The 23,900-nt window shown below is 43.9% G+C and carries 23 protein-coding genes; 13 read left to right on the top strand and 10 right to left on the bottom strand.

Going from position 1 to position 23,900, the window contains the following annotated elements:
- Window positions 1-284: 284 nt before the first annotated feature.
- Window positions 285-1,607, bottom strand: coding sequence for an NB-ARC domain-containing protein (locus JGK22_RS23625; RefSeq protein WP_293217230.1), 1,323 nt, complete (start codon window positions 1,605-1,607; stop codon window positions 285-287).
- Between the two features lie 349 nt (window positions 1,608-1,956).
- Here JGK22_RS23625 and JGK22_RS23620 point away from each other — a divergent pair, with 349 nt between their 5' ends.
- From JGK22_RS23620 to JGK22_RS23610, 3 genes are all read left to right on the top strand, one after another.
- The gene (locus JGK22_RS23620) at window positions 1,957-2,418 is read left to right on the top strand and encodes a CHAP domain-containing protein (protein WP_293313868.1); all 462 of its coding nucleotides are present in this window, start codon (window positions 1,957-1,959) and stop codon (window positions 2,416-2,418) included.
- A 316-nt stretch (window positions 2,419-2,734) separates the two neighbouring features.
- Complete coding sequence (locus tag JGK22_RS23615) at window positions 2,735-3,181, top strand: hypothetical protein (protein WP_293211364.1); 447 nt, start codon at window positions 2,735-2,737, stop codon at window positions 3,179-3,181.
- Window positions 3,182-3,286: 105 nt separating this feature from the next.
- Window positions 3,287-3,430, top strand: a complete 144-nt coding sequence (locus JGK22_RS23610; RefSeq protein WP_293182630.1) for a hypothetical protein — start codon at window positions 3,287-3,289, stop codon at window positions 3,428-3,430.
- A gap of 166 nt (window positions 3,431-3,596) precedes the next feature.
- Here the strand turns inward: JGK22_RS23610 and JGK22_RS23605 are convergent, their stop codons facing one another.
- Window positions 3,597-3,734, bottom strand: coding sequence for a hypothetical protein (locus JGK22_RS23605; protein WP_293313865.1), 138 nt, complete (start codon window positions 3,732-3,734; stop codon window positions 3,597-3,599).
- Between JGK22_RS23605 and rsmD the strand changes: the two genes are divergently transcribed.
- From rsmD to hpsO, 5 genes are all read left to right on the top strand, one after another.
- Window positions 3,705-4,280 (top strand): 16S rRNA (guanine(966)-N(2))-methyltransferase RsmD, encoded by a 576-nt coding sequence (gene rsmD / locus JGK22_RS23600; RefSeq protein WP_293313862.1) that lies wholly within the window; start codon window positions 3,705-3,707, stop codon window positions 4,278-4,280. The two genes, JGK22_RS23605 and rsmD, sit on opposite strands and share 30 nt — an antisense overlap.
- A gap of 305 nt (window positions 4,281-4,585) precedes the next feature.
- Window positions 4,586-6,046, top strand: coding sequence for a phosphoglucosamine mutase (glmM, locus tag JGK22_RS23595; RefSeq protein ID WP_293217279.1), 1,461 nt, complete (start codon window positions 4,586-4,588; stop codon window positions 6,044-6,046).
- A 368-nt stretch (window positions 6,047-6,414) separates the two neighbouring features.
- On the top strand, window positions 6,415-8,115 hold the full coding sequence (locus JGK22_RS23590; protein WP_293205033.1) for a glycosyltransferase family 39 protein: 1,701 nt from the start codon (window positions 6,415-6,417) through the stop codon (window positions 8,113-8,115).
- Between the two features lie 18 nt (window positions 8,116-8,133).
- Window positions 8,134-9,108, top strand: a complete 975-nt coding sequence (gene hpsN, locus JGK22_RS23585) for a hormogonium polysaccharide biosynthesis glycosyltransferase HpsN (protein WP_293182624.1) — start codon at window positions 8,134-8,136, stop codon at window positions 9,106-9,108.
- A 92-nt stretch (window positions 9,109-9,200) separates the two neighbouring features.
- Complete coding sequence (gene hpsO / locus JGK22_RS23580; RefSeq protein ID WP_293182622.1) at window positions 9,201-10,370, top strand: hormogonium polysaccharide biosynthesis glycosyltransferase HpsO; 1,170 nt, start codon at window positions 9,201-9,203, stop codon at window positions 10,368-10,370.
- A 145-nt stretch (window positions 10,371-10,515) separates the two neighbouring features.
- On the opposite strand, the gene JGK22_RS23575 is transcribed toward hpsO, so the two are convergent.
- From JGK22_RS23575 to JGK22_RS23565, 3 genes are all read right to left on the bottom strand, one after another.
- Window positions 10,516-11,148: a DUF3455 domain-containing protein gene (locus JGK22_RS23575; RefSeq protein WP_293182620.1), complete on the bottom strand. Its 633-nt coding sequence runs from the start codon at window positions 11,146-11,148 to the stop codon at window positions 10,516-10,518.
- Window positions 11,149-11,353: 205 nt separating this feature from the next.
- Window positions 11,354-11,986: an RloB family protein gene (locus JGK22_RS23570; protein ID WP_293182618.1), complete on the bottom strand. Its 633-nt coding sequence runs from the start codon at window positions 11,984-11,986 to the stop codon at window positions 11,354-11,356.
- On the bottom strand, window positions 11,979-13,265 hold the full coding sequence (locus JGK22_RS23565) for an ATP-binding protein (protein WP_293182616.1): 1,287 nt from the start codon (window positions 13,263-13,265) through the stop codon (window positions 11,979-11,981). The genes JGK22_RS23570 and JGK22_RS23565 overlap by 8 nt, the downstream gene beginning before the upstream one ends.
- 99 nt (window positions 13,266-13,364) lie before the next feature.
- Here JGK22_RS23565 and hpsP point away from each other — a divergent pair, with 99 nt between their 5' ends.
- Window positions 13,365-14,588: a hormogonium polysaccharide biosynthesis glycosyltransferase HpsP gene (gene hpsP, locus JGK22_RS23560; protein ID WP_293313859.1), complete on the top strand. Its 1,224-nt coding sequence runs from the start codon at window positions 13,365-13,367 to the stop codon at window positions 14,586-14,588.
- A 112-nt stretch (window positions 14,589-14,700) separates the two neighbouring features.
- On the opposite strand, the gene JGK22_RS23555 is transcribed toward hpsP, so the two are convergent.
- The 3 genes from JGK22_RS23555 to JGK22_RS23545 form a co-directional block, all read right to left on the bottom strand.
- Window positions 14,701-15,258: a TerD family protein gene (locus tag JGK22_RS23555; protein WP_293182612.1), complete on the bottom strand. Its 558-nt coding sequence runs from the start codon at window positions 15,256-15,258 to the stop codon at window positions 14,701-14,703.
- A gap of 540 nt (window positions 15,259-15,798) precedes the next feature.
- Entirely contained in the window at window positions 15,799-16,203 is a 405-nt protein-coding gene (locus tag JGK22_RS23550; protein WP_293190418.1) for a DUF4359 domain-containing protein, read from the bottom strand.
- A 299-nt stretch (window positions 16,204-16,502) separates the two neighbouring features.
- On the bottom strand, window positions 16,503-17,468 hold the full coding sequence (locus tag JGK22_RS23545) for a M48 family metallopeptidase (protein WP_293205026.1): 966 nt from the start codon (window positions 17,466-17,468) through the stop codon (window positions 16,503-16,505).
- 227 nt (window positions 17,469-17,695) lie between these two features.
- Here JGK22_RS23545 and JGK22_RS23540 point away from each other — a divergent pair, with 227 nt between their 5' ends.
- The 3 genes from JGK22_RS23540 to JGK22_RS23530 are packed head-to-tail and all read left to right on the top strand — an operon-like array spanning window position 17,696 to window position 18,992.
- Window positions 17,696-18,247, top strand: coding sequence for a cupin domain-containing protein (locus tag JGK22_RS23540; protein ID WP_293182608.1), 552 nt, complete (start codon window positions 17,696-17,698; stop codon window positions 18,245-18,247).
- A 2-nt stretch (window positions 18,248-18,249) separates the two neighbouring features.
- Complete coding sequence (locus tag JGK22_RS23535; protein ID WP_293182606.1) at window positions 18,250-18,666, top strand: XisH family protein; 417 nt, start codon at window positions 18,250-18,252, stop codon at window positions 18,664-18,666.
- Complete coding sequence (locus JGK22_RS23530; RefSeq protein ID WP_293182604.1) at window positions 18,654-18,992, top strand: XisI protein; 339 nt, start codon at window positions 18,654-18,656, stop codon at window positions 18,990-18,992. The genes JGK22_RS23535 and JGK22_RS23530 overlap by 13 nt, the downstream gene beginning before the upstream one ends.
- 130 nt (window positions 18,993-19,122) lie before the next feature.
- On the opposite strand, the gene JGK22_RS23525 is transcribed toward JGK22_RS23530, so the two are convergent.
- A complete protein-coding gene (locus tag JGK22_RS23525) occupies window positions 19,123-20,745 on the bottom strand; it encodes an NAD(P)/FAD-dependent oxidoreductase (protein ID WP_293205024.1) in 1,623 nt (540 codons plus the stop codon).
- Between the two features lie 620 nt (window positions 20,746-21,365).
- Between JGK22_RS23525 and JGK22_RS23520 the strand changes: the two genes are divergently transcribed.
- Window positions 21,366-21,962, top strand: coding sequence for a chorismate lyase (locus tag JGK22_RS23520; protein WP_293182600.1), 597 nt, complete (start codon window positions 21,366-21,368; stop codon window positions 21,960-21,962).
- 408 nt (window positions 21,963-22,370) lie between these two features.
- Here JGK22_RS23520 and JGK22_RS23515 read toward each other — a convergent pair whose 3' ends face one another.
- Window positions 22,371-23,681 carry a cytochrome P450 gene (locus JGK22_RS23515; protein ID WP_293182598.1) on the bottom strand — a complete coding sequence of 437 codons (1,311 nt, stop codon included), beginning with the start codon at window positions 23,679-23,681 and terminating at the stop codon, window positions 22,371-22,373.
- Between the last annotated feature and the right edge of the window lie 219 nt (window positions 23,682-23,900).

Below are 23,900 nucleotides of genomic sequence, written 5' to 3'. Positions count from 1 at the left end.
AACTACATACCTCATACCTCAATTAATTTTAATATTTGCCGAAAGAGCGCTGAAGCGCAACTACATACCTCATACCTCAATTAATTTTAATATTTGCCGGAAGAGCGCTGAAGCGCAACTACATACCTCATACCTCAATTAATTTTAATATTTGCCGAAAGAGCGCTTAAGCGCAACTACGTACCTGCTTTTTTTTCAAAAGGTGTATAGCAATCCTTAATGATTTGCGATCGCTATCCCAATCCTAAAATTACGATCTCGCAGCATATCGTACCAGCTAATACCTATCGCTCGATCGCATATTTCCTCACCACCGGCTGTAACGTGAAAGCGACATTGCCGCTGACTGTGATTTTCTCAATTAGCGATCGCCATCCCAGAGATTCCAGCGCTTCCATCAAATTCGATGTTTTAACCGGTTCAGAAAGTCCGCCGCGCAATTGAGCTAGATCCATTGGTGCTCCCGCCGTAGCCAACTGCTTGATTACATCTTTTTCTAATACCGAAAGTCGCTGAAATTGCTGCGATAAAATATGGTTAATTTGACCTAAAAATACGGTATTTTCTCTGATAAACTCTGAACTTTTACCATTAAATAACTCTAAAATCATTGCTGAAACAATCCTCAGGGCTAAAGGATGAGCGGCATAACAGTCAATCAATTCATCCCATTGTTTTTCTTGAGTCAAACCTCTTTCTTGCAGGATTTCCCGCGCGGCCATATTGTCTAAACCTGTGAGTTTATAAGATCGAACGGGACGAGTTTGACCTTCCAACATAGCTATGTCTCTAGATTTTTCCGAACTGGTAAGCAATAAACAGCTTTGATGGTTGGATTCTCCTATTTGTCTGAACAGCCTTTCGTAATCTTCGTAGCCCGATCGATATTTGCCAGCAAAACCGCCCGTATCTAAGATCGTTTCCACGCCGTCAAGCACGATTAAACAGCGGTGCGCTTGCAAATATTCAATCAGAACGGAAATGCCGTCACTGAGGTTTTCTGGCAATTTTTTGCCCTGACAGTCGCAGATAAATTGAATTAAGCCAGCCGCCAAATCTTGACAACTCGGCTGATTCGACAAACTCCGCCAGATGACAAATTCAAACTCGTTTTGAATTTGCTTGGCTAATTGCGCGCAAAGTGCAGTTTTACCAATTCCGCCCATCCCGAAGATCGCAACTAACCGACAGCGATCGCCCGAAATCCAGTTTTTCAAGAAACCCAGTTCTTCGCGGCGACCGAAAAACCCCGAAATATCCGGCAATTCGCTGCAATTTTGCCGGGTTTGAGGAGTGGGCGCGGGCGCGAGATTGCCGGAAATATCCCCGGAAGTGCGATCGTCAGATTCGAGTCGCAGTCCAAAACTCGCAAACAAACTCTCCATTTTGGCTGTGTCAGCGGGGGCTCGCCGGTTCAATATATTAGACACCGTATCCGTCGAGACGAAAGACGGAGAATTTCGATTAAGTCCAGGATCGGTTTGTTCAGAGATGGTTTGCAAGCTGGGGCGATCGGTAAATTTGAGATAAATCGCGTCCCAGATTTTCTTCCATCCTTTGTCTGTAAGTATTCTGCCGCGATCGCGCCTTGCTTTGGGTACATTCATTTGGATTTTAGATTTTAGATTTTAGATTTTAGATTTTAAATCGGGCTCTCTGTTAGCACGCGCACTCCGCTTGAGACGGCGGTTGGCGAGGGAAAACCTCGCGAGAGATGGGGTGTACGCCGGAATTAATCGGAATTTGCGATCGACTCAGGAGAAGCCGGAGTTAACTTTCTCGCCCTCTTTAAATTTTATAACGCCTGAAACCCTTTCCGAGCAAAGGCTTGACAAAAATATTTCGACCCATCCTTAACTCCTTGTTTAAGTCCCGTTTCTGGCGAGAAATCCTTTGGCGCTTCTGCGAAAGTATCAACAGTTAAGCAAACAACCGCAAACAAACAAGGAATCAACCATGAAATTATTTACTTCTTCCTCCAAAATTTCTCTAGCTTTGTTAACTGCTTTCGCCGCCGCTAGCACAGTCGTAACTGCGAGTTTATCCAATATCAAACCAGCCGCAGCCGCGCAATTTTGCCAGTGCGTACACTACGCAAACAATCGTTTTCAACTGCGTCCTCCCTATGTTTGGAGTGCCAAAGATTACGGTTCAGTGTTGCAACGTAACGGCTTCCGTCAAGTTGGGACTCAACCCGGTGCAGTCGTTGTTATGCAGTCTTCATTCCCCGGTGCCGATCGCACTCACGGACACATTGGAGTAGTTGAAAGAGTTAACGGTAACGGGACAATCGCCGTTCGAGGTAGCAACCAAGGAAATCGCGGTTTGTTCGGGGAATTCAACTGCAACAATGTCAACGTTACCCAGTTTGGAACTTCTGTTAACGGCCGCCGCGATGTCTCGTTTTGGGTGCGATGAAATAAATCCTAAGTTTCGGTATTTATCGAGATTCTTAACTCCTTGCTTAACTCCCGATTCTTCCGTAGCCCTTGCTTTTGGCTTGTGGGAAAGTATCAACAGTTAAGCAAGCAGCCACAAACAACCACAAACAAAAAAACCGGAATCAATACGGCAACGCACCCAATTCTCGCCCCATGCCTTAGTTCTCGGCTGCATCTATCTATTCACCAACACTTTAACTTTTAGATTTTAGTTGAATACCCATACTCATCTATGAATTCAATCTAAAATCTAAAATCCAAAATCTAAAATCACTTGACAAGGAAGACAAACCATGATTGCTCAACACCAACTGCAAAAAGGATTCGGAAAACTAGCTATTGTCGGAACGCTGTCTGTAATGGCGATCGGTTCAAGCGCTGAAATGAGTTTAGCAATTCCCCTGAGACCAATTCTCCGCCGCGCTGTTGAAGGCATCTTGGGAATTCCATCTTATCCTCAAAATCTCCCAGAAAATCAACAGCAATTTCCCCAAGGAACTGCTGGTTCTCCTGAAAGTTTTCCCGGAAATGCTGCACCTCAATATCCCGGACAACCTAATGTTGTACCTCAATATCCCGGACAACCCAATCAACAGCCAATTTATCAACAACCAACATATCCACCTGCACCTGGATATCCGCAACCAGGTTATCCGGTTTATCCACAACCTTATCCTGCTCCTGTACCGGCATCTCCTCCGGCGCGACAAACCCAACCGATGATTATCAACAACTTTTGATAGTTGTTATTCCCTAGGGCAATCCCCGGTGGTTGCCCAAACTTCGGAATCAATTACCAATTACCAATTACCAATTACTAATTACTAATTACCAATTATAAATTTATGAATACTCCTCCTGTTTCGTTTCCTGTTAAAGTGGTGTTAGTATCACTGGTAGTCAGCAATGCTGTATTATGTGTCAAACAAGCCCAGACACCAGTACCTGAATCTAATCAAGCAGAAAATACTGTTAAGTCTGGGTTTTAAATGATACGATTTTTCCAAAAGAATGGAGCTGCTTTGTCGGCTCCAAATTCCATTTTTGGTCAAATTATAATATAATTTATAAAAATTAGTGGTACTAACCGAGTTGGTAGTTTGTTTCCACTAGCCCGAAGTGTAAGGTGCGTCGCTATGAGATTGTTCATTGAATTTAGGGAGTTTTAATGGCTACGCACCCTACAAATACTTTATTCCTTCTTCCTTCTTCCTTCTTCCTTCTTCCTTCTTCCTTCTTCCTTCTTCCTTCTTCCTTCTTCTTATGAGTATCAGAATCTACGGAAACCGCCAAATAAAAACTCTGCCGGGACTGGCAACTCGCCCGACTCTGGCGCGAGTGAGAGAGGCTTTATTTAATATTTGGCAAGGGTCGATCGCAGATTGCAAATGGCTCGATATCTGTACCGGCAGCGGTTCGATGGGTGCAGAAGCCTTGTGTCGCGGGGCTTTGAGTGTCACCGGCATCGAACAGTCGGCAAATGCTTGTGCGATTATCCGCGAAAATTGGGAGCAAGTAGCAGACTCTTCGCAAACGTTCCAAATTCTGCGGGGAAATGCGATCGCCAAATTAGCCTCACTATCACCACAGCAATTCGATCGCATTTATTTCGATCCGCCCTACGCCAGCGACTTGTACGAACCTGTGTTGAACGCGATCGCCAGCCAAGAAATGCTAGCACCTGATGGCGAAATCGCGATCGAACACAGCCCGGAGCGATCGACCCAACCGATACCCGGCCTAGAAATTTGCCGCCAAAAAGTATATGGCAACACAGCACCCAAATCGAAAATCGAAAATCCTCTCTTCCCCCGAATTTATCCGTGGGGTCGCCTCTAAAATCTAAAATCTAAAATCTAAAATCTAAAATCGATTGACAGACTCAAAGGGCATCAGGATCGTCTCAAATCCGTGTGGAAGCGTCCCCAAGAGCGATCGCCACGATCCTCTTGGCGCGCCCCATAAAAGTTTTTCCCTTAGATACCATACAAATTTTTCTGAAGAAGTTAAACTTGCTCCGTAGCCTGTCAAAGCAAGTTTCCTGAGAAATCCTCGAAATAAATTAACTTTACGCTGAAAAAAAGATCTTTCAGTTGTAACATGAACTGCAAAGTGTGAGTGTGAATATTCCTAAAGGAGTGAATATGGTTCAGACACCTTCGCGCCATCGCGGCAGCGAGTTTTCGGCTACTAACTCGGTACAACCAGTCAAACGCGATACGATTTTGCTGGGAAATACCCTCTCCCTACCAAATACAAAACTTTTCGGCACCGACGGAATTCGCGGGAAAGTTGGAGAATTGCTGACTGCACCCCTAGCGCTGCAAGTTGGATTCTGGGCTGGGCAAGTTCTACGCCAAAATGCCCCCAACCAGGGCCCTGTGATTTTGGGACAAGACAGCAGAAATTCCAGCGATATGCTGGCAATGTCACTGTCGGCTGGTTTGACAGCCGCCGGTTTGGAAGTGTGGAATTTGGGCTTGTGTCCCACTCCCTGCGTTGCTTATCTGGCAAGCATTTCGCAGTCTGTGGGCGGAGTGATGATTTCGGCTAGCCACAATCCCCCAGAAGACAATGGGATTAAGTTTTTCGGCCCCAACGGGTCAAAGCTGTCTCAGCATTTACAGGAACAAATCGAAGCGGGAATCCGAGGGGCTAAGGTTGCGGTTGCTAGCTTGGCTTTGGGGCATCACTACCACCGCCCGGAGTTGATTAAAGATTATGCTGATTCTCTCTCAGATTCGCTGCAACAGATGAATTTGCGGGGAATGCGGGTGGTTTTGGATTTGGCTTGGGGGGCTGCTGCTGGTTTGGCGCCGGCGGTGTTTGAGCAAATGGGGGCGGATGTGATCTGTTTGCACAATTCTCCTGATGGATCTCGCATTAATGTTAACTGCGGTTCTACTCATCTCGACAGTTTGCAAGCGGCGGTTTTGGAACACAATGCCGATTTGGGATTTGCTTTTGACGGTGATGCCGATCGAGTTTTGGGTGTTGACAACAAAGGGCGATCGATTGACGGCGATTACATTCTTTATCTGTGGGGCCAGCAATTGCGCGCCTCCGAACAGTTACCGGATAATTTAATTATTTCTACTGTAATGGCTAACCTGGGCTTCGAGCGAGCTTGGGAAGAATTGGGGGGCAAACTAACTAGAACAAACGTCGGAGATCAGCACGTTCACGCTGAAATGCAGCGCACGGGTGCGATGTTGGGCGGCGAACAGTCGGGGCACATTCTTTGTCCGCATTTCGGTATTAGTGGCGATGGTTTGTTGACAGCTTTGCATATAGCTTCGCTGGTGCGTGAGTCAGGGGAATCTTTGTCACAATTGGTAAGTGACAGTTTCCAAACATATCCGCAGTTGTTGGTAAATGTACGGGTGGACGATCGCGAAAAACGCTTAAGATGGCACGAGTGCGAACCCATGCAAAAGGCGATCGATCGCGCTAAAACTGCAATGGGAGAACAGGGACGGATTTTGGTTCGCGCTTCTGGCACTGAACCGCTAATCAGAGTTATGGTAGAAGCTGCCAGCGCCGACTTAGCTAACTTCTGGACTGAAAATTTAGTCTTAGCCGTTCAGCAACACATCGCTATCTAACAGTTGACAGTTGACAGTTGACAGTTGACAGTTGGAAGAAGGAAGAAGGAAGAGGGAAGTGTCAACTTGAGTCTGAAATCCTGTGTATCTCTCTAGGTACGTTGTTGGGCTTTAGCCCTCTTTAGATATACGCCTAAAGAGGGCTAAAGCCCAACAACGTACCTACGGAGGGTGAGGGGGGATCTAGCTCTCGGCGATCGACATTAGGCTAAGACTAAGCTTGAGATTGAGTTGACACCAATGGCAAGAATCCTCTAGTAAAATATAGGGGATATTGAAACCACTTTCTCATGCTTATTCCCTCATCCTTATTACTTATAGACTAAACAACTAACTTCTTCTTTCTTCAATTCCCCATTTCTGATTTTATGAACAGCAAATCAATTAAAAATGGGCGGTTACACCAAACTTGGTTAAAAATTTTAATTGTCGTCATATTAATAACGGGGATATTTTTTAGATTTACAAACCTCGATCGCAAAGTCTACTCCTTCGACGAATCTATCACCTCGCTGCGAATTTCTGGCTACACCTGGACGGAAATGGTACAGCAAGATTTTCAAGGAAAAACAATTAGCGTTCAAGATTTGCAGCGGAAATACCAGCAGATAAATCCCGAAAAAAGTTGGTTGGATACAGTTAAAGGTTTAGCTACAGAAGAACCTCAACTACCGCCGCTATATTTTATTTTAGCCCGATTTTGGGTGCAGTGGTTCGGCCCGGAAGTGGCAACTGTCAGAAGTCTTTCAGCTTGGATGAGTTTGTTGATTTTTCCGAGCGTTTATTGGCTGTGCTGGGAATTATTTCGCTCTGCACGTGCGGGATGGATGGCTGTGACAATCATGGCTGTGTCGCCTTTTCACGTCTTGTACGCGCAAGAGGCAAGGCCGTACATGATGTTTGCTGTCCTCGTCTTGCTGTCGAATGCCATTCTGCTGCGGGCGTTAGCGAAGCCCGCCCCTACGGGGGCTGCGCCAACGAAGAGGATCGCCCTACAAAAATCTACCGCCACATTTAAATCTACATTTAAATCTACATTTAAATCTACATCGAAATTGAGCAAAGGCGTTTGGTTGATTTATGCGATCGCCCTAACTGTAGGACTGTATTGTAGTTTATTATTTTTTATAGTAATATTAGCCCACGGTATCTACGTAATTATCACTGAAAATTGGCGTGTTCGCCAAACATTAATTGCTTATTTACTAGCTTCAGCGGCAGCAACACTCATTTTCGCTCCTTGGATTTTCGTATTAGTTGATAACTCGCCCAGAATCGCTGCAACAGTAGGTTTACCCCATCTTTCTCTTTCGGCCCTATCTTCACTTAAACCTTTGATTATTATCACCTGTAGAACTTTTATTGACACCCATTGGGCGGGTGGAATCATCAAATTAGGTTCGAGCAATACTACTGATTCAATCAGACTGATTGTAGCAGTTATATTAATATTAGCGATCGCACATTCAATCTATTTACTTTGCTACTCAACTCCCAAACGAGTTTGGCTGTTGGTCTTGACAGCGATCGGAATTACAGCGATAGTATTGATAGCAGTGGGAGGCATTGCCGATCGCTATCTAGTTCCCTATATTTTAGGAATCCAGCTAGCTGTTGCCTACCTGTTTACCGCTAAAATTGCCACCGCCCACAATCCCCGACAACAAAAACTCTGGCAGCTCGGTTTAATAGCCATAATATCGAGTGAAATAGTTTCTTGTGCCGTCAGCTCACAGTCACAACTTTGGTGGAACAAGTATCCTTCTAGCACTAAATACAATCCCGCAGTAGCGGCGATTGTCAATCAAGCCCAAAAACCTTTAGTGATTTGTCACGGAGGCAACAACCTCACCGGAAAAATACTGTCTGTCAGCTATTTGCTGAAGCCGCAAGTAGAGCTTTTGCTAGCAGTGAAACCCGAGCAAGTTAAAATTCCTGATGGTTTTAGCGATGTATTTCTCTACAGAAGCACCGAGCTATTGCGATTTGAATTAGAACAAGTGCAAAAATATAAAATTACACCAATTTACCCACCGGGCGATGTGTGGCTTTGGCGTTTAGAGAAATAATTAAAGTGGCAACTGCGAATGATGATTTCTGTTGTGATACCTACCTACAACCGCGAGCAACCCCTGCGAGAGACATTGGCTGACGCGATTCGGCAAAATTACCCGAATTTTGAAGTGCTGGTAATCGATCAAACTCGCACTCACGAATCGGAAACTCAAGTTTATTTAGAGGAATTGGCAACTGCGGGGAAAATTCGGTGGTTTCCGGTAGATTGGGCGAGTTTACCGGGAGCTCGAAATTATGCTGTGCGGCGCGCTGTGGGAGAGATTATTTTATTTATTGATGATGATGTACAATTGCCGGATGGTTTTTTAGCCGCTCATGCTGATAATTATTTAGCAAAACCGGATGTGGGATGTGTGGCGGGCAGGGTTTTTGACAGAATGAAACTGGGTAATTCTGGAGGCGATTTGGCGATCGACTTTTTGCCCCCAGAAGCCATGGATCCGGGCATTGCTTGGTATTTTATCGATTTGGTGCATACAGTCAAACCGCAGCAGGTACTCTCGGCTAGAGGCTGCAATATGTCGTTTCGCCGTCAGGTTTTTGCCGAGTGGGGTTTGACGTTTGACGAGCGGTTTGTAGGGAGTGCGGTGCGGGAGGAGTCGGATTTTTGTTTGAGATTGCGATCGACTGGCATGAAAATTTGGTACGATCCCAGTGCTTGTTTAGTTCACTTGGGGGAAGAAAGCGGCGGATGTCACGATGTCAGCACGCGATCGATCGAATATCAAACCACATTTTATCACAACCACTTCCTGATGGGATTGAAAAATTTAACCGTCTTTCAATGCCTGCGATTTTTTGCCAAACTCTTTGACTGCCACGTTTTGGGGCATCCACCTTGTCATAAAAGCCGATCGCCCCTAAAAATTATCACTAGATTTGCTTTTTATATCCTCGGTTTTATCAGTGCCCTCATAACACTCATCAAATCGCTCTGGAATGACGGACAAATTTACACAAATCAAGACAAAATCAACCCTAAATAATTTATGAATTAATTCGCAATGCCCGATGCCCGATGCCCAATGCCCCATTCCCAATGCCCCATTCCCAATGCCCCATTCCCCATTCCCAATAAATGAGAATCCTCGTTGCCAGCCACACCTATATAGTTGACATAAATCGGGAAAAATTCAAAATATTAGCCAACCTAGAACCCGATATTGAAGTAACAATTGTAGTGCCACGACGCTGGAAACCCGGAGGCGTACAAAATAAAATCATCGAAACCGAATTTTATCAAGAAGACTCATTTAAAATAGTTCCCATCTCCAATTTTAGTCAAAACAATCAAGGCTTGCTAACATTTGGTACAGATATAATTAGACTTTTACAGAAATTCAAACCGCAGATTATCCAAGTCGAACAAGGTTCAAAATCCCTAGCCTACAGCCAATTAATTATACTCAATAAATTACTCAAACTCCAAGCCAAAAATATATTATTTACCTGGTGGAATCTATCCTATGAATTGAAATGGCCTATTTCCCTATTAGAAAATTGCAATCTTCAGAATACCGACGGAATTATTGCCGGCAATTTAGATGGCTCTAAAATTTTGCACCAGCGGGGCTACACAGGTGCAATGGCAGTAATGCCCCAACTTGGAGTAGATGAAAAATTGTTTGTGCCTGCTGCTAAAGATATTGAGTTATCTAGAAAATTTGGCATTAAACCAACAGATTTTGTGGTAGGATTTGTAGGGCGATTTGTCGAAGAAAAAGGACTGCTAACTTTAGCTGAAGCATTAGCAGGATTGAAACAACTTTCTTGGAAGTGGTTGTTAGTAGGACAAGGAAAATTGCGATCGCACTTGGAAGAAAAATGTAGAGAATGGGGCATCAGCGATCGAATAATCTGGGTAGAAAGCGTTTCCCATGAAGAAATTCCACCTTACATTAACTTAATGAACTGTTTGGTATTGCCCTCGCAAACCAGCTATAAATTCAAAACTTTGACTACCGTGGGCTGGAAAGAACAATTCGGTCATGTTTTAATTGAAGCGATGGCTTGTAAAATCCCGGTTATCGGTTCCGATTGCGGCGAAATTCCCCACGTTATCGGCGATGCGGGGTTAGTCTTCCCAGAGGGAAATGCAGGGATTTTGCGCGATTGTTTGCAGCAATTGATGGAAGCGCGGGATTTTGCTGTTGATTTGGGCGATCGGGGTTATCATAAAGTTATGACAAGTTATACAAATCAAGCCTTAGCTGAGCAGTTATTGGACTTTTACAAACAACTTTTGTAGCAGAAGATAGAAGTCGTAGGGTGTGTCGCCATGAAAAATTCCTAACTACATATCAACAATCTCATAGCGACGCACCTGGGTTATTCAAGGATTCGTGCAAATAAACCAAACGCTTCTTTTGCCGCAAAACCTTTTAACAAGCGTATTACTTATTAGCAGCAAAGAAGTAGTAATCTGCTGTGTAATCCACGCGGGTAGTGCTATTTTGTTTTGAGGAATCGCATCCGGTAGCTGGGGCTTTGCCACCTTTAGTATTGACGCGCTGGATATAGGTAACTTTGCTAAATAAACCGTTACCTTCATTGCTTTTGGCACTTAGTAGCACCCAAGGAATCGTAGTGCGATCGGGCGAATCTACACGTTCTTTTACTTCGCCAACGACTTTACTCTTGTCTTTAGTATACTCCCAAGTTGGGCCACCGTAATGTTTGCCAACTAATGCGCCACTTGCATTAAATAAATCAGCTTCCGGTGCTTTTAATGTCCATTCAAATTGAGTGCGATCGCCAGTTTTGGGTTGACACACGTAAATTTGCACGCCTTTGGCTGACACTTCGGAGATTAAAGCATTACCAGCAGGCACTTGTAGCTTTGCCGGCACGTCAGGAAGCTTTTTATTCGTGTCGCTGGGAGTGGGCTTCTGTGCGACGGTTATGGCTGATGCTGTTGGCTGTAATGGCGATACTTCGGCGGTAGCGGCTGCATTGGTTGTCGGATAACTAATGGCGGCTAACATCGAAATTGCGATCGGCATAAATGAGAGAGATTGTTTAGCCATTTTTGATTCAACTCCTAAAGTTACTTAAAAATGAACAGTCATTTTTGGTATTCTGCATGATTAATCTTGCTCGATCGTATCACAACACCATTGGGTTAGCCCGATCAGATAAATTTTATCTCGCGTATGGGATACACAGACTCATGGGAAGAAGTCAAATTGTGCTAATACCAAGTATATTTAAGGTATATCGTGTCAAAATTCATCAACTCTTAGGAATAAAACTATTAAGTTCTTCCACTAGCAGATGCACTGTTGTTGAAGGATTATCACTTTCAGGATTAGGGCGATCGTATTCCATTAAAAGCCGTTTTGCGTGTTTGATCGCATCCTGTTGTTTGTTTTTCAGTTCCTCATAAATCGTTTCACTGTTTTTCTGATACTCGTATCCGAGCAACTTCGTCAACATATTTTGATAATCCTTGCGAGAAATTCCAGTATTATAAAAATGGAAGTGTAGTAAATACCAAAGTTCAAAAGCATCATTGGAGTACGCTACTTTAATGCCGTTATTTTTTGCAAGAGTCATAGCTGCATTAAAATTTTGCGCGTCGTTAGAATTTTTACCGTTAATATCGCGATCGAAGACACACCAAAATCGATCGCTTTCGTCGTATTCTGAGTCATTTTTTAACTCAATAGCTTTTTCTACTAAACTCCTCGTGTTTTTCCCTTCTCCCTTGATATCAAGCTTGATTACCTTTGTGTCTACCGCGAAACTTCTAAAATAGTTGGGTTCTGTTTTTTCACCTTCGCACACGATTAAAAACCATCTTCTATTTTTAACTTTTCTTTTAGAGTAATCAATAGTTCTTCTGGACGAACTTTTTTTAGGCATAGAGTTCACCTAGAAGTTCTTTGAAATTACCAACAAAAGGGATAGCACCATACTTTCCGATGATGTAATCGTGTTCAAATGAGGCATTTTTTCCTACTTTATACTCTACTAAAGAGTACAAATCAGTAGCGCCCTTATTGTCTTTCTCGGTAAACCATATTTGATCTCGGCGAAAAGTCTTGCTGCTAAGCAGATTTGTGTCATGTGTCGTGAATATAAGCTGTGCGTTGTGGGGATTAGTCTCGTTAGAATTGAATAAGCAGATTAATTCACGAGTAATCAACGGATGTAGTCGGGCATCAAGTTCATCTATGAATAAAATCTTTCCTGTCCTCAAAGTATCGAGAAGCAGCCCTGCTAATGCAAACAATTTGTTTGTTCCCTCAGACTCATGCTTTTCAATATCGAATATTTCTATAGCAGTCTGCTTACCGTCAGCATCATATTTCCGATGAACTGTTTTCACGGCTGGTTTGCTTTCAGAAATAGGATATAAACTACCGTAGGAATTACCATATAATGCTGTATTATTGGAAATAATAAATACAGGTTGATTTGTGATTTGGATATCAGCAATACCCAAGTCTAATTTTTTAATGAATTCAATAATATCATGCCTGTGGCGATCGTTCTCAAAAGACTCTAAAGTTTCCTTGCGGTATTGCCTATCTTGCAAGCCTGATATCAATTGCAAAGTTTTACTGAACCACAGCAGGATTTTGCCAGAAAGTTTACCATTAAATTGTGCGACAACAGAAAGAAATAAAGCATTGTTTCTAGTTTTATCGCTAATACCTTGCCCTTCCGGGAAATCATCTAATATAAAGCTGTCAAAATCCCGTTCAAAAAGCATTGTTTCTGAATCTTCATCACTTTGAAACAACCACTCAGCAACAACCTGTTCAGAATTAATCTCAAAACCATATCTAAAATTTTTGCCTTCTAGCAAGAAAACTATTTCAAAGAATGATGGCTCTTTTTCTGTCTCTGTGCTTAGCCTGAATGCTTCAATATCGATCGCCTCTGAAACTTGCGTTTCTTTGGATGAGTTAAGGACAAACCACTTCATAAAGTTAACAGCAGCAACAAGATTGCTTTTGCCGCTGGCATTTGCTCCATAAATAGCAGCACTTTTTAGCAATTTTAATCTATGATTGATTTCAAATACATTATTTTCGTCAAGCTCTCGATCGTCCTCCGTAATTGACGAAGCTACCATGCTGAGTGTGACAGTTTCTTTAAAAGATTTGTAGTTGCCGACGCTGAATCCAATCAGCATAACTTGCCTCCGATCGCCTAAATTAGTATAAAGTGCAAATCTTGCAATTTTTTATATAATAACACAACCAGCTACCGCAATTAAGACCAAGGGCTAATCATGCGAATCCTTCAAATTATCCCCTCAATTTCCCTCGTCTACGGTGGCCCGAGTCAAATGGTACTAGGACTTTCTGCCGCCCTCGCTTCCCAAGGCATTGATGTCACAATTATCACTACAGATTCTAACGGAGATATCGGTCAAGATCCTTTAGATGTGCCGTTAAATCTACCAATCAAACAAAACGGCTATGAGATTATTTATTTCCGCTGTTCTCCGTTTCGCAGATATAAGTTTTCTCTGAGTTTATTGCAGTGGTTAAATCAAAATGCGCGGCAATTTGACCTCGCTCACATTCACGCTTTGTTCTCGCCAGTAACTTCTTTCGCTGCGACAATTGCCAGAGGGCACAAGTTACCGTATATTATCCGGCCCTGCGGTATGCTTGACCCCGCAGATTTGCAGAAGAAAAAGCTTTTAAAACAGGTTTATGCTACACTTTTAGAACGACCTAATTTAGCAGGTGCGGCAGCAATTCATTTCACTAGCAAGCAAGAAGCTAAAATTTCAGAAAGGTTTGGTTTGGATAGCACAGGCAAGATGCCTGTGCCACAAGATTGTTTACTATTAGATAGCACAGGCAAGATGTCTGTTCCAAAAGATTTGATAATTCCATTGGGGGTGACGGCAGATGCTTACCCTGAAATATTGCCTGATTCGGAAATACCAATCATCTTATTTATGTCGCGAATCGAACCTAAAAAAGGATTAGAATTGCTAATTACGGCACTGGAAAGTATTTTAGAAGATGGTCTAAAATTTAACTTTATTTTAGCAGGTTCTAATCCCCAAGATGCCGATTACGAAGCCAAAATTAAAGTCAAAATAAAAAAATCAATTTTAGAAAGATTTACTACAATAACGGGTTTTGTTAGCGGTGATTCAAAAGCTGAGATGTTGAGAAAAGCTGACTTATTTGTGTTGCCTTCTTATTACGAAAACTTTGGTATTGCCGTAGCAGAAGCGATGGCTGCGGGTGTACCTGTGGTTATTTCCGATCGCGTTTATATCTGGGATGACATTCAGCAAGCGGAGGCTGGGTGGGTGGTGCCTCTGGAGGTAGGGGCGATCGCCCGTGCGATCGAATCAGCCCTCCTCGCACCACAGGAAAGGCAGCGCAGGGGCTTTAACGGGCAAGCTTATGCTAAAAAATATTATAACTGGGAGGCGATCGCCCGAAAAACCATCGAAGCTTACCAGCACATTTTGTCATCTATTAACTAACTCGACTAAAGTTTACCTTTTATTTCTTCTCCGGCGGCGAGTTTTTGTGCTGCTATCAGAATCTGTCGGCGATATTTTTTCATCGCTGCTTTGCAGTAATGTTATTGCTATTTCACCTACAATACTTGTCAACAAAACTCTTTAATCCAGCTTGATATCCTGCTCCTACCGCCTGAAATCTCCACTCTCCATTCTTTCTATACAAACGACCAAATTCTAGAGCCGTTTCTAGTGTAAAACTCTCTGTTAATTCATACCGGACAAGTTCGATTCCGGTATCCAAATTGACAATTTTGATGAAACTATTTCTGATATTCCTAAAACTTGCATTGATTTTATCTGCTTCGTGAATAGTCACAACAAAAGTTATTTCCACAATTTCAGGATTAACTTTTTCTAAGATAATGCCGTAAATAGTCTTATTTTCTTTAGCTGGGTTGTTTTCAGGAATCGATTGCAGTACCGAACCGTCAGAGGATTGCAGATTATTGTAAAAGATAAAAAAATTATCGTCAGGTAATTTGCCGTCCGAACCTAGCATAAATGCAGAGACATCAATGTCGTAGCTTTGTCCTGCCTCCGTTACCTGCCAACCGAGGGCGATCGCCATTTTTTTTAAATCCGGTGCTTCTTGAGAGAGATTAAATCTCTCACCCTTACTTAATTGCATAGCCATCTGCTTATTTGTCAAACATAAAAATTTATCTTATTTATTTTAATAGTAAGTGGGACGAGAAATTTTCGTGTTTAATAAAACTTAATATTTTTATAATATAGTAGTCTTCCCATCATTTGGATAATTTTTGTAGTTGCTCTTAAAGATCCAGGTTGCCCCGATAGATAGGTGGTAGGCACGCACCATCCACTACCGCTACCAATCTTCATCAATCATTTAGGATTGCTATAAATCTTTAATGATCGCAGATATCTTTTTGGCAAGATGTCTATTAAATTTAGGTACGTAGTTGCGCTTCAGCGCTCTTTTTGGATCTCGGAAAGAGCGCTGAAGCGCAACTACGTACCTGCTGCTAAAACTAGCATAATAAAATGCTAACTATTAATTATAGAATAGATTGTTTTTTGCAATAGGTCTAATAGTCTAATTTTAATTTCTCCCTACAAAGGTTCCGGCCTTAAACCAATTATTTCTAGTAAGTAAAAACCGGGTTCGATCGCAAGCCCGGTTTCTATAATTTAACTTAATTTGACATTACTTTTCAGCATTTGCCGAACTAGGTGGGAGGGTAACGAAATTGCCAAAAGCTCCAACCGTTTGATAGCTTTTTTTACCTAGTTGAGTTGTGTAAATGCTGACAACGCCAAAGTTCTGACGTTCCGTTGTATTGTCGAGCAAGTGTTCGATCGAGCCGCGCTGGGAAGTCAGGAAAGTCTCTGCAACGCCACTCAAAGCTTTGGGTACGCGGGAATCATTACGCACGGTGTTTTTAAACTCGGTTTCGAGCACGCCGGAAGCATAAGTTAGGTATTTATCTCTCGGAGGATTTGTAAAGGCCATTCCGGCGACTAGCACGCTGAGGGCGATCGCAATTTTTCCGATATTCCCGAAAAAATTAGAAGTTGGTTTGTGAGTATTCATTGCTTTATCAATAATCATTTTTTTCTTGCCCCGATTGAGTTATAAGCTTATCTAGATTTAAACTACACCTTCTGAGAAACAGATTTCAGAAAAAAGAGGACAGTTTGTAGATTGGAGGGAAGTTGCAAATGCAGGCTATGGCTTTTGGGGACGATCGCACTCTAATATAATTCCGAGGTAGCGGGATGGGAGATCCGCAGCCTGTCTTCCTTTTACTTTCCTCCCTCCCCCAAATCCGGTAAATTTTCAAAGACTTACGCAAACAGTGGTTGAAGGCGCTAATGACAGCCGCAAGGTACTTGCGGCACATCCTCAACTTATTTTTGCTTAGATTTTTGTTGATCGATCTCCCGCTGCAACTCCTCAATCTGACGGCGCAAAGCCTCCGTCTCGCTGTTAGATGTTTGGGACTTCACATCAACCGCACCCTCAGCTACAGCCCGCTTGTAGTTACCCAGCTTAATTTGCCGGTATTCCTCGGAAGCCGCCCAATCTCGCAAATACCGCAGCCTTTCCACCGGGAAAGGGTGACTCAGCATCACGCCTTGGCCACCGTTGTAAAGTAAAAATTTATACACTTGGTTGAGATTGTCGCGATCGAGTTCTTGATAGTTGTCAGACTGGCGGATAAATTCTTGCAAACTGCATTGATCTGCATATTTACTGCTAACTCCCGCAAGTTTCATCATCGTCTTCATCACATTGTTCAAATCATCCGTCACCAACAAAGCTGCTCTATCTGCCGATAATTCAGCCTTCCGCCGCCACTCATAAAAAGCAAAAATTAAACCACTACCGACAATGTTTCCCAGCCCAAAAGTCATCTCGCCAATTGTTGATGCGATGCTCATCGCCCACATCGCCATTTGATTTAAAGTTGGATGACCGCATTTGATGTGTCCCAACTCGTGAGCCAGGACTACTTTGATTTCTGACTCATCCAGCAAATCTAAAAGACCTGTGTTTAAAACTATATAGGGTTGATTTTTCCCGAGGGCATAGCTGTTAACAGCGGGATTCTGAGACACAAACAAACCCGGTTCTGGAAAAATATCTAAATCCTGCACGCACTCCCGAAATATATGATAAATGCTGGCATATTGGCGCGGGCCGACTTGTATGCTATTTCCCATTAGGTAAACGAACTGCGGTCGTTCGTAGACAAATTCTACAAATTTGCTGGCAATTAAGTCAAATCCAGGTACGCTGCGTAATGCGGTCTCGGCTTGGCGATCGAGGGGATGCTGAAAAGCTTCGCTAGAAATTCCAGTATAAGTAGGCATAGTTGTTGCAAAAGTTACATCTAAAATATCTCAGTGTTGCCGATCGCAGCGGTTGCTACCGGGCGCCTGACTTATCAATCTTATCGCGATAAATCTTCAACTCTTGTGGAACAGGCATCTTGCCTGAGAATGCTGCAAAATGTGAGTTAAAATTGTTTTTATTGTACAGGCGCGATCGACAAGCGTCTTTCGCTGTGTCTGTTAATCAAAAATAGGAACGTGCAAAAATGGCTATCCTGCGACTCGAAAACGGTAGAACCTATACTCAACTGAGCGATATTACCCGCGAACTTGCTCCTTTGAACATTCAACTCAATAGTTGGCCGGTGGGTGACAACCCAGAAATTCGGGAATTGCTGGCTCTCGATGCGATCGACGACAATCAAAAAGAGCAAGTGCTACAAGCCCTCGACGGCTACTTTCAGCAACTCAAGGAAAGCGCAGGCTATCAATCCCGCGACTTAATTGTACTACACCCAGACATTCCAAGCCTCGACACTCTGCTCTCCAAATTCGACAAGTGTCACATTCACGCTGACGATGAAGTCCGCTACATTGTAGCAGGAGAAGGAATTTTCGGTTTTGTGCGTCCCGACGGTAGTCAAGTAGAAGTGACTGTACAGCCCGAAGAATTTATCAACGTACCAGCGAATACGGAACACTGGTTTTATTTGACAGCAGCCCGGAAAGTTAAAGCTGTGCGCTATTTTACCACCACGGTCGGTTGGACACCGGAATATACGGATACTCAAATTCGATCGCAATTAGCTACTGTTTAAATATGCCAGCTAAAGATAAGTTTCACGAACTCGTCAAAACTGCCCTCGAAAATCAGGGTTGGACAATTACCGATGACCCTTATCATATCGATCTCGGATTTGTTGATTTTTATATCGATCTGGGTGCAGAACAGTTATTAGCAGCTACAAAGGATAATGAAAAAATTGCGATTGAAATCAAAACGTTTTTGGCACCATCGACGATTTCAGAGTTTCATACCGCAGTGGGACAATTTATCAACTATCGGATTGCATTAGAATTTGACGATCCAGAGAGAACTCTTTACCTGGCAATTCCATTAGGTATTCACAGAAAATTTTTCAAATACTCATTTATTCAAACGGTAATTGAACGCAATCAAATTCCACTTTTAGTTTACGACACCGAAAAACAGGAGATTTCTGAATGGATAAAGTAAGTTTGTATCGTCAATATATTCAGGAATTGCTAACTGAACGATCTCAGAGGCGATCGCCTCACGATCCAGTTTCCAGCGAGACAATTTTCGATTTAGTCAGCGATCGCTATCAACTGGTTCATGTGGGTTGGAAAGATAGTAACACTCGAATTTATGGCTGCATAATTCATGTAGACATTAAAGATGGGAAAATTTGGGTACAGCATGACGGAACTGAAGAGGCGATCGCCAATCAATTAATAGCACGAGGCGTCCCATCCCAGGAAATTGTGCTAGCCTATCATGCACCTCATGTCCGACAATACACCGAATTTGCAGTTGGTTGATCTGAGATGTTACATCAACAGCAACAGGGAAGATGCCTGTTCCACAAGAAATTTAATCTTTTTGGAACAGGCATCTTGCCTGTTCATAAAAGGCTAATTGACATTGTGCAAAATCTTAGTTAATCCTACCTCAAACTTTGTGATTTGAAGATTGCAATATACTCAAAGCAACCGCCTCCGCTACCTTAATCCCATCAATCCCCGCCGACAGAATTCCACCCGCATATCCCGCACCTTCCCCCGCAGGATAAAGCCCTTCAGTATTCAAACTCTGATAATCGTCTTTGCGCTTGATCCGAATTGGTGAAGAAGTCCGCGTTTCCACTCCAGTCAAAACCGCATCATCCATCGCAAATCCTTTAATTTGTTTGTCAAAAGCCGGAAGTGCTTCGCGGATGGCTGCGATCGCAAAATCCGGCAAACTTTCGCTCAAATCAGTCATCACAACTCCGGGCGTATAAGAAGGCTGCACAGCGCCTAGGGCGATCGAAGGGCGATTCGCCAAAAAATCTCCCACAAGCTGCCCAGGGGCGTTGTAAGTGCCACCTCCTAACTCAAATGCCCGTTCTTCTAGGCGACGCTGAAACTCAATTCCCGCCAACGGATGACCCGGATAATCTTCCGGCGTGATACCCACCACAATCCCGCTGTTAGCATTGCGTTCGTTGCGAGAATATTGACTCATCCCATTCGTCACAAGTCGCCCCGGTTCCGACGCCGCCGCCACTACCAAACCGCCGGGACACATACAGAAACTGTAGACAGAACGACCATTTGCACAGTGGTGAACCAGTTTGTAATCGGCGGCACCTAAAAGCTTGTGGCCCGCCCGATCGCCAAAACGACAGCGATCGATCGCACTTTGGGGATGTTCCACCCGAAAACCAATCGAAAAAGGCTTAGCCTCAATGTAAACACCGCGCGAGAATAACATCTCAAAAGTATCGCGGGCGCTGTGTCCCACCGCCAGAACTACATAATTACTAGCAATATATTCTCCGCTGGCTGTAGTAATTCCCTGCACTTTGCCATTTTCGATATGAATATCTTCGACACGAGTTTGAAACCGAATCTCACCGCCTAAGGATTCAATTTGGGCGCGAATACTTTGGACAATTCCCACCAATTTAAACGTACCAATATGCGGCTTATTAATATATAAAATTTCCGGTGAAGCACCCGCATTCACAAGTTCTGTCAGCACCTTGCGCCCGTAATGCTGAGGGTCTTTAACTTGGCTGTAGAGCTTGCCATCCGAAAAAGTTCCCGCACCGCCTTCCCCAAACTGGGCGTTAGATTCTGGGTTGAATTCTATTTTTTTCTTCCAAAATCCAAAGGTGTCAGCCGTGCGATCGCGCACAGCTTTGCCACGTTCCAAAAGGATCGGGCGAAACCCCATTTGTGCCAGCATCAGCCCTGCAAACATACCGCACGGCCCCGTACCGATCACAATGGGCCGAACTGTCGTCAAATTGCTGGGGGCTTGGGCTACATAGCGATAACTCGTGTCTGGCGTCACCATGACATGAGGGTCTTTTTTGAAGCGTTGCAGAAGTTCGTTTTCCTGTGTTGTCTCGACATCCACAATATAGACAAGAACAATTTCGGCTTTTTTGCGAGCGTCGTAGCTGCGTTTGAAGATGGTATAGCTGAGCAATTCTGCGGGGGGAATTTGCAGCTTTTTGAGAAGGGCGCTGGCGATCGCATCTTCAGGATGATCTAAGGGAAGTTTGATTTCGGTTATTCGTAACATATAGTAGTTGTCAGTGTTAGTTGTTAGTTGTTAGTTGTTAGTTGTTAGTTGTTAGTTGTTAGTTGTTAGTTGTTAGTTGTTAGTTGTTAGTTGTTAGTTGTTAGTTGTTAGTTGGTAGGGGCGGTACTAAAAGTACCCGCCCTCTTATTTTTTATTTTTTAGTTGTCAGTTGTCAGTAGAAAAATCTAATAAAATCAGTCCAATAAAAGTATTTAGGAATTACCAGAAAGAATTGGTTGAAAGCCCCAAGCCTTCGAGGGAGAAATTAAAATCAGACTATTCATTACTCCAATCCTCGGACTTCTAGGTAGAGGTCGCTATCAAACTGTCAACTGTCAACTGTCAACTATCAAACTGTCAACTGTCAACTGTCAACTGTCAACTGTTGAAGCACGGGTACCAAAAAAGCGTTTTTTTTACGAAAACAGGTGTTGTCACCCGCAGATTTCGCACAAACCCGGTTATGAAAGTCGGAGTGCGATCGCGAACTGCATTATAACTAATTAACTCAAAATCATCTGGGCGATCGTCATAAGTCGATCGCCAATAGAGTTTTGACTTGTGACTGGATAATTGCAGAAGCGTTATAATAAACAAAAAATTAAGTTTTGTAAAGACCCTTGACTGCAACATTTACACCCAAAAACAGCCAAACCTGGCACGCTCTCAACCCCCTGTGGGAAGGAGCCCAAGACGCAGTACAGAAGGGTTTACCCCACACCAAGCTAGCACCCGCATGGCAAATACTGCTCTTGGGCGACGGTTCCCCCACCCGTCACCTGCAACTGCTGACAGGGGAACCCACAGAAGTAGATGTGATCGATATGTCCTTGGTGGGTGAAGACGCAGACGGTGCGCCTGCACAAATTGTGGCGGTTCCAGGGCCGCGCCTGCGCCGTCAAGTGTGGCTGCGTACAGCTTCGGGACAGCGCCTCGCCTACGCGACTTCTTGGTGGGAAGCGAGTCACGTAGATGAATATTTGGAAAATAAATCTTTGCCAATTTGGGCAAGTTTAGCGCGGCTGCGAACAGAATTGTATCGCGATGTGCAAGGCATTTATTGCGGTGAGTCGGTGGCCTTGGAGTCGGCTTTTCAAGAGTCGGGGCCTTTTTGGGGGCGACACTATTTGTTTTGGCATCACGGGAAGCCGCTGACACTGATTTATGAGGTGTTTTCGCCTTATTTGACTAAGTATTTGGGGCCGATGGAGTTGTAATATTGTAGGCGATCGCAGGTGCATCTGGGTTTGTCAAATATATTTGTAGGGGCGAAGCATGACCGCGGTCAATATGAGATTATAACTAATAACTTATCTGCGGTCATGCTTCGCCCTCTTCAAAAACCAAATGCACCGGAGCGTGATGACTTTAGTCCTCGGATAGATGCGGACTAAAGTCCTCACGCTTGGGAGCATCTCAATTTTGCAAAAAGCATTTTTTTTATTATAGTGCGAGCGTCCCCGCTCGCGATTTGTAGCATACGCGAGCGGGGACGCTCGCACTATAAATGCAAAACTGAGATGCTCCCCTCACTACGAACCTGAATGCGGACTAAAGTCCTCACTACGAGCCTGAATGCGGACTGAAGTCCTCACTACGAACCTGAATGCGGACTGAAGTCCTCACTACGAACCTGCAATTTTTTGCCGGAACTTCACTCGCAAACCGTCACGCGGGTGTGGAGTCGGTACTCGGATTAAATTCAAATCTTGATCCGGTAACAAATCCCATTCGCACTCTCGAACCATCCTCGCCGCAAACAGTTTCATCTCTAACCGCGCGAATTCTTTCCCCAAACATTCCCGCAAACCGCCGCCGAAGGGCACGTAACTGAAAGGTTTAGCATTTGTCGATCGCTCCAAACTAAATCGATCGGGGTCAAAGCGATCGGGTTCGGGATAAACTGAGCTATCCTGATGCGTCTGATTGATTTCGTAAAGCACGCTCCAACCCTGGGGAATTTCGTAGCCGCCGAACTCGCAAGCCTGAATTACCCGCCGAAAACCGCCTCCCACCGGCGGAACCAACCGCAGCACTTCTCGCATCACCTGCTCCAAATAAGTCATTTGTTTGAGCTGTTCCAAGTCTAGCGGTTCAGTTGCCGAAAACTGCTGTTGTTCCGCGCGAACTTTTGCCATCACATCGGGGTTTTGAGCTAGGAGAAGGCAAAAAGAGGCGATCGCCGAAGTCAAAGTCTCGTGTCCCGCAAACAACAGCAGCAGCACTTGATCTTTCAACTCCTCCAAACTCAAATTGTTTCCGTCATCGTCGCGAGCCGAAATCAGCAAACTCAAAGCATCATTCCCTTCTCCCATATCTTGTTGGCGATCGCGAATAATCTTTTCAAGTTCTGATAACAGTAACTTTCGGCACTTTTTCGCCTTTCCAAACTTAGTCCACGGCACATCTAAAGCAATCGAAAATAAACCCTCGCACCAAGTTTCAAAATAATGTCCCAGCGCCGTCTCCGAACCAGCATCAATCCCAACTAACAACTTACTAGCAACATCAAAAGTATAATTTCTCAGTTCGGGATACCACGCAAACTCGCTCATCTGCGTCCATCTTTCCAAGTAGCGCCCAGTGATATCTTCCATCCCGCCGATGTAGCCCGCCAGAGCTCGCGGTTGAAACGCTTGGTACAGCAGCTTGCGCCGATTTTGATGTTCCGAACCCGTTTGCAGCGCCAAGGAAAGCGGCCCTAAAAGCGCTTTCATGCTCGGAGGCCAACTCATAACAAAATATTGATTTTCATGGCTTAAAACAAACAAATTCGCCTCTGAGCCGGACACAAACACGGTAGGCTGTCCGAAGATGCTGGTTTTGAAAATTGGCCCGTACTGTTGGTGGCGTTTTTTGGCGAATTGAGCATCTTGTAAAAAGTTGAGGGTATCGCCAATTAGCGGTAAACCCAAATTGCCTGGAGGTAATGTCATTTCAGATTTCAGATTTCAGATTTTAGATTGTTCATATCATATTAACTGAATTTACGCAACTGTATAAAGGTACGTTGTTGCGCTTCAGCGCTTTTATACATATGAAAGAGCGGGTGCATCTGGCGCAAGGAAGAGGGCGAAGCATGATCGCATATAAGTTATTAGTTATCATCTCATATTCACCGAGGTCATGCTATAGCCCATACGGATATATTCGCC

Source organism: Microcoleus sp. PH2017_08_TRC_O_A (genome assembly GCF_020738665.1).
In the GTDB taxonomy this organism is placed as follows: Bacteria; Cyanobacteriota; Cyanobacteriia; order Cyanobacteriales; family Microcoleaceae; genus Microcoleus.
The sequence above is the reverse complement of the archived record's forward strand: the minus strand, read 5'-3'. Positions and strand labels throughout refer to the sequence as shown.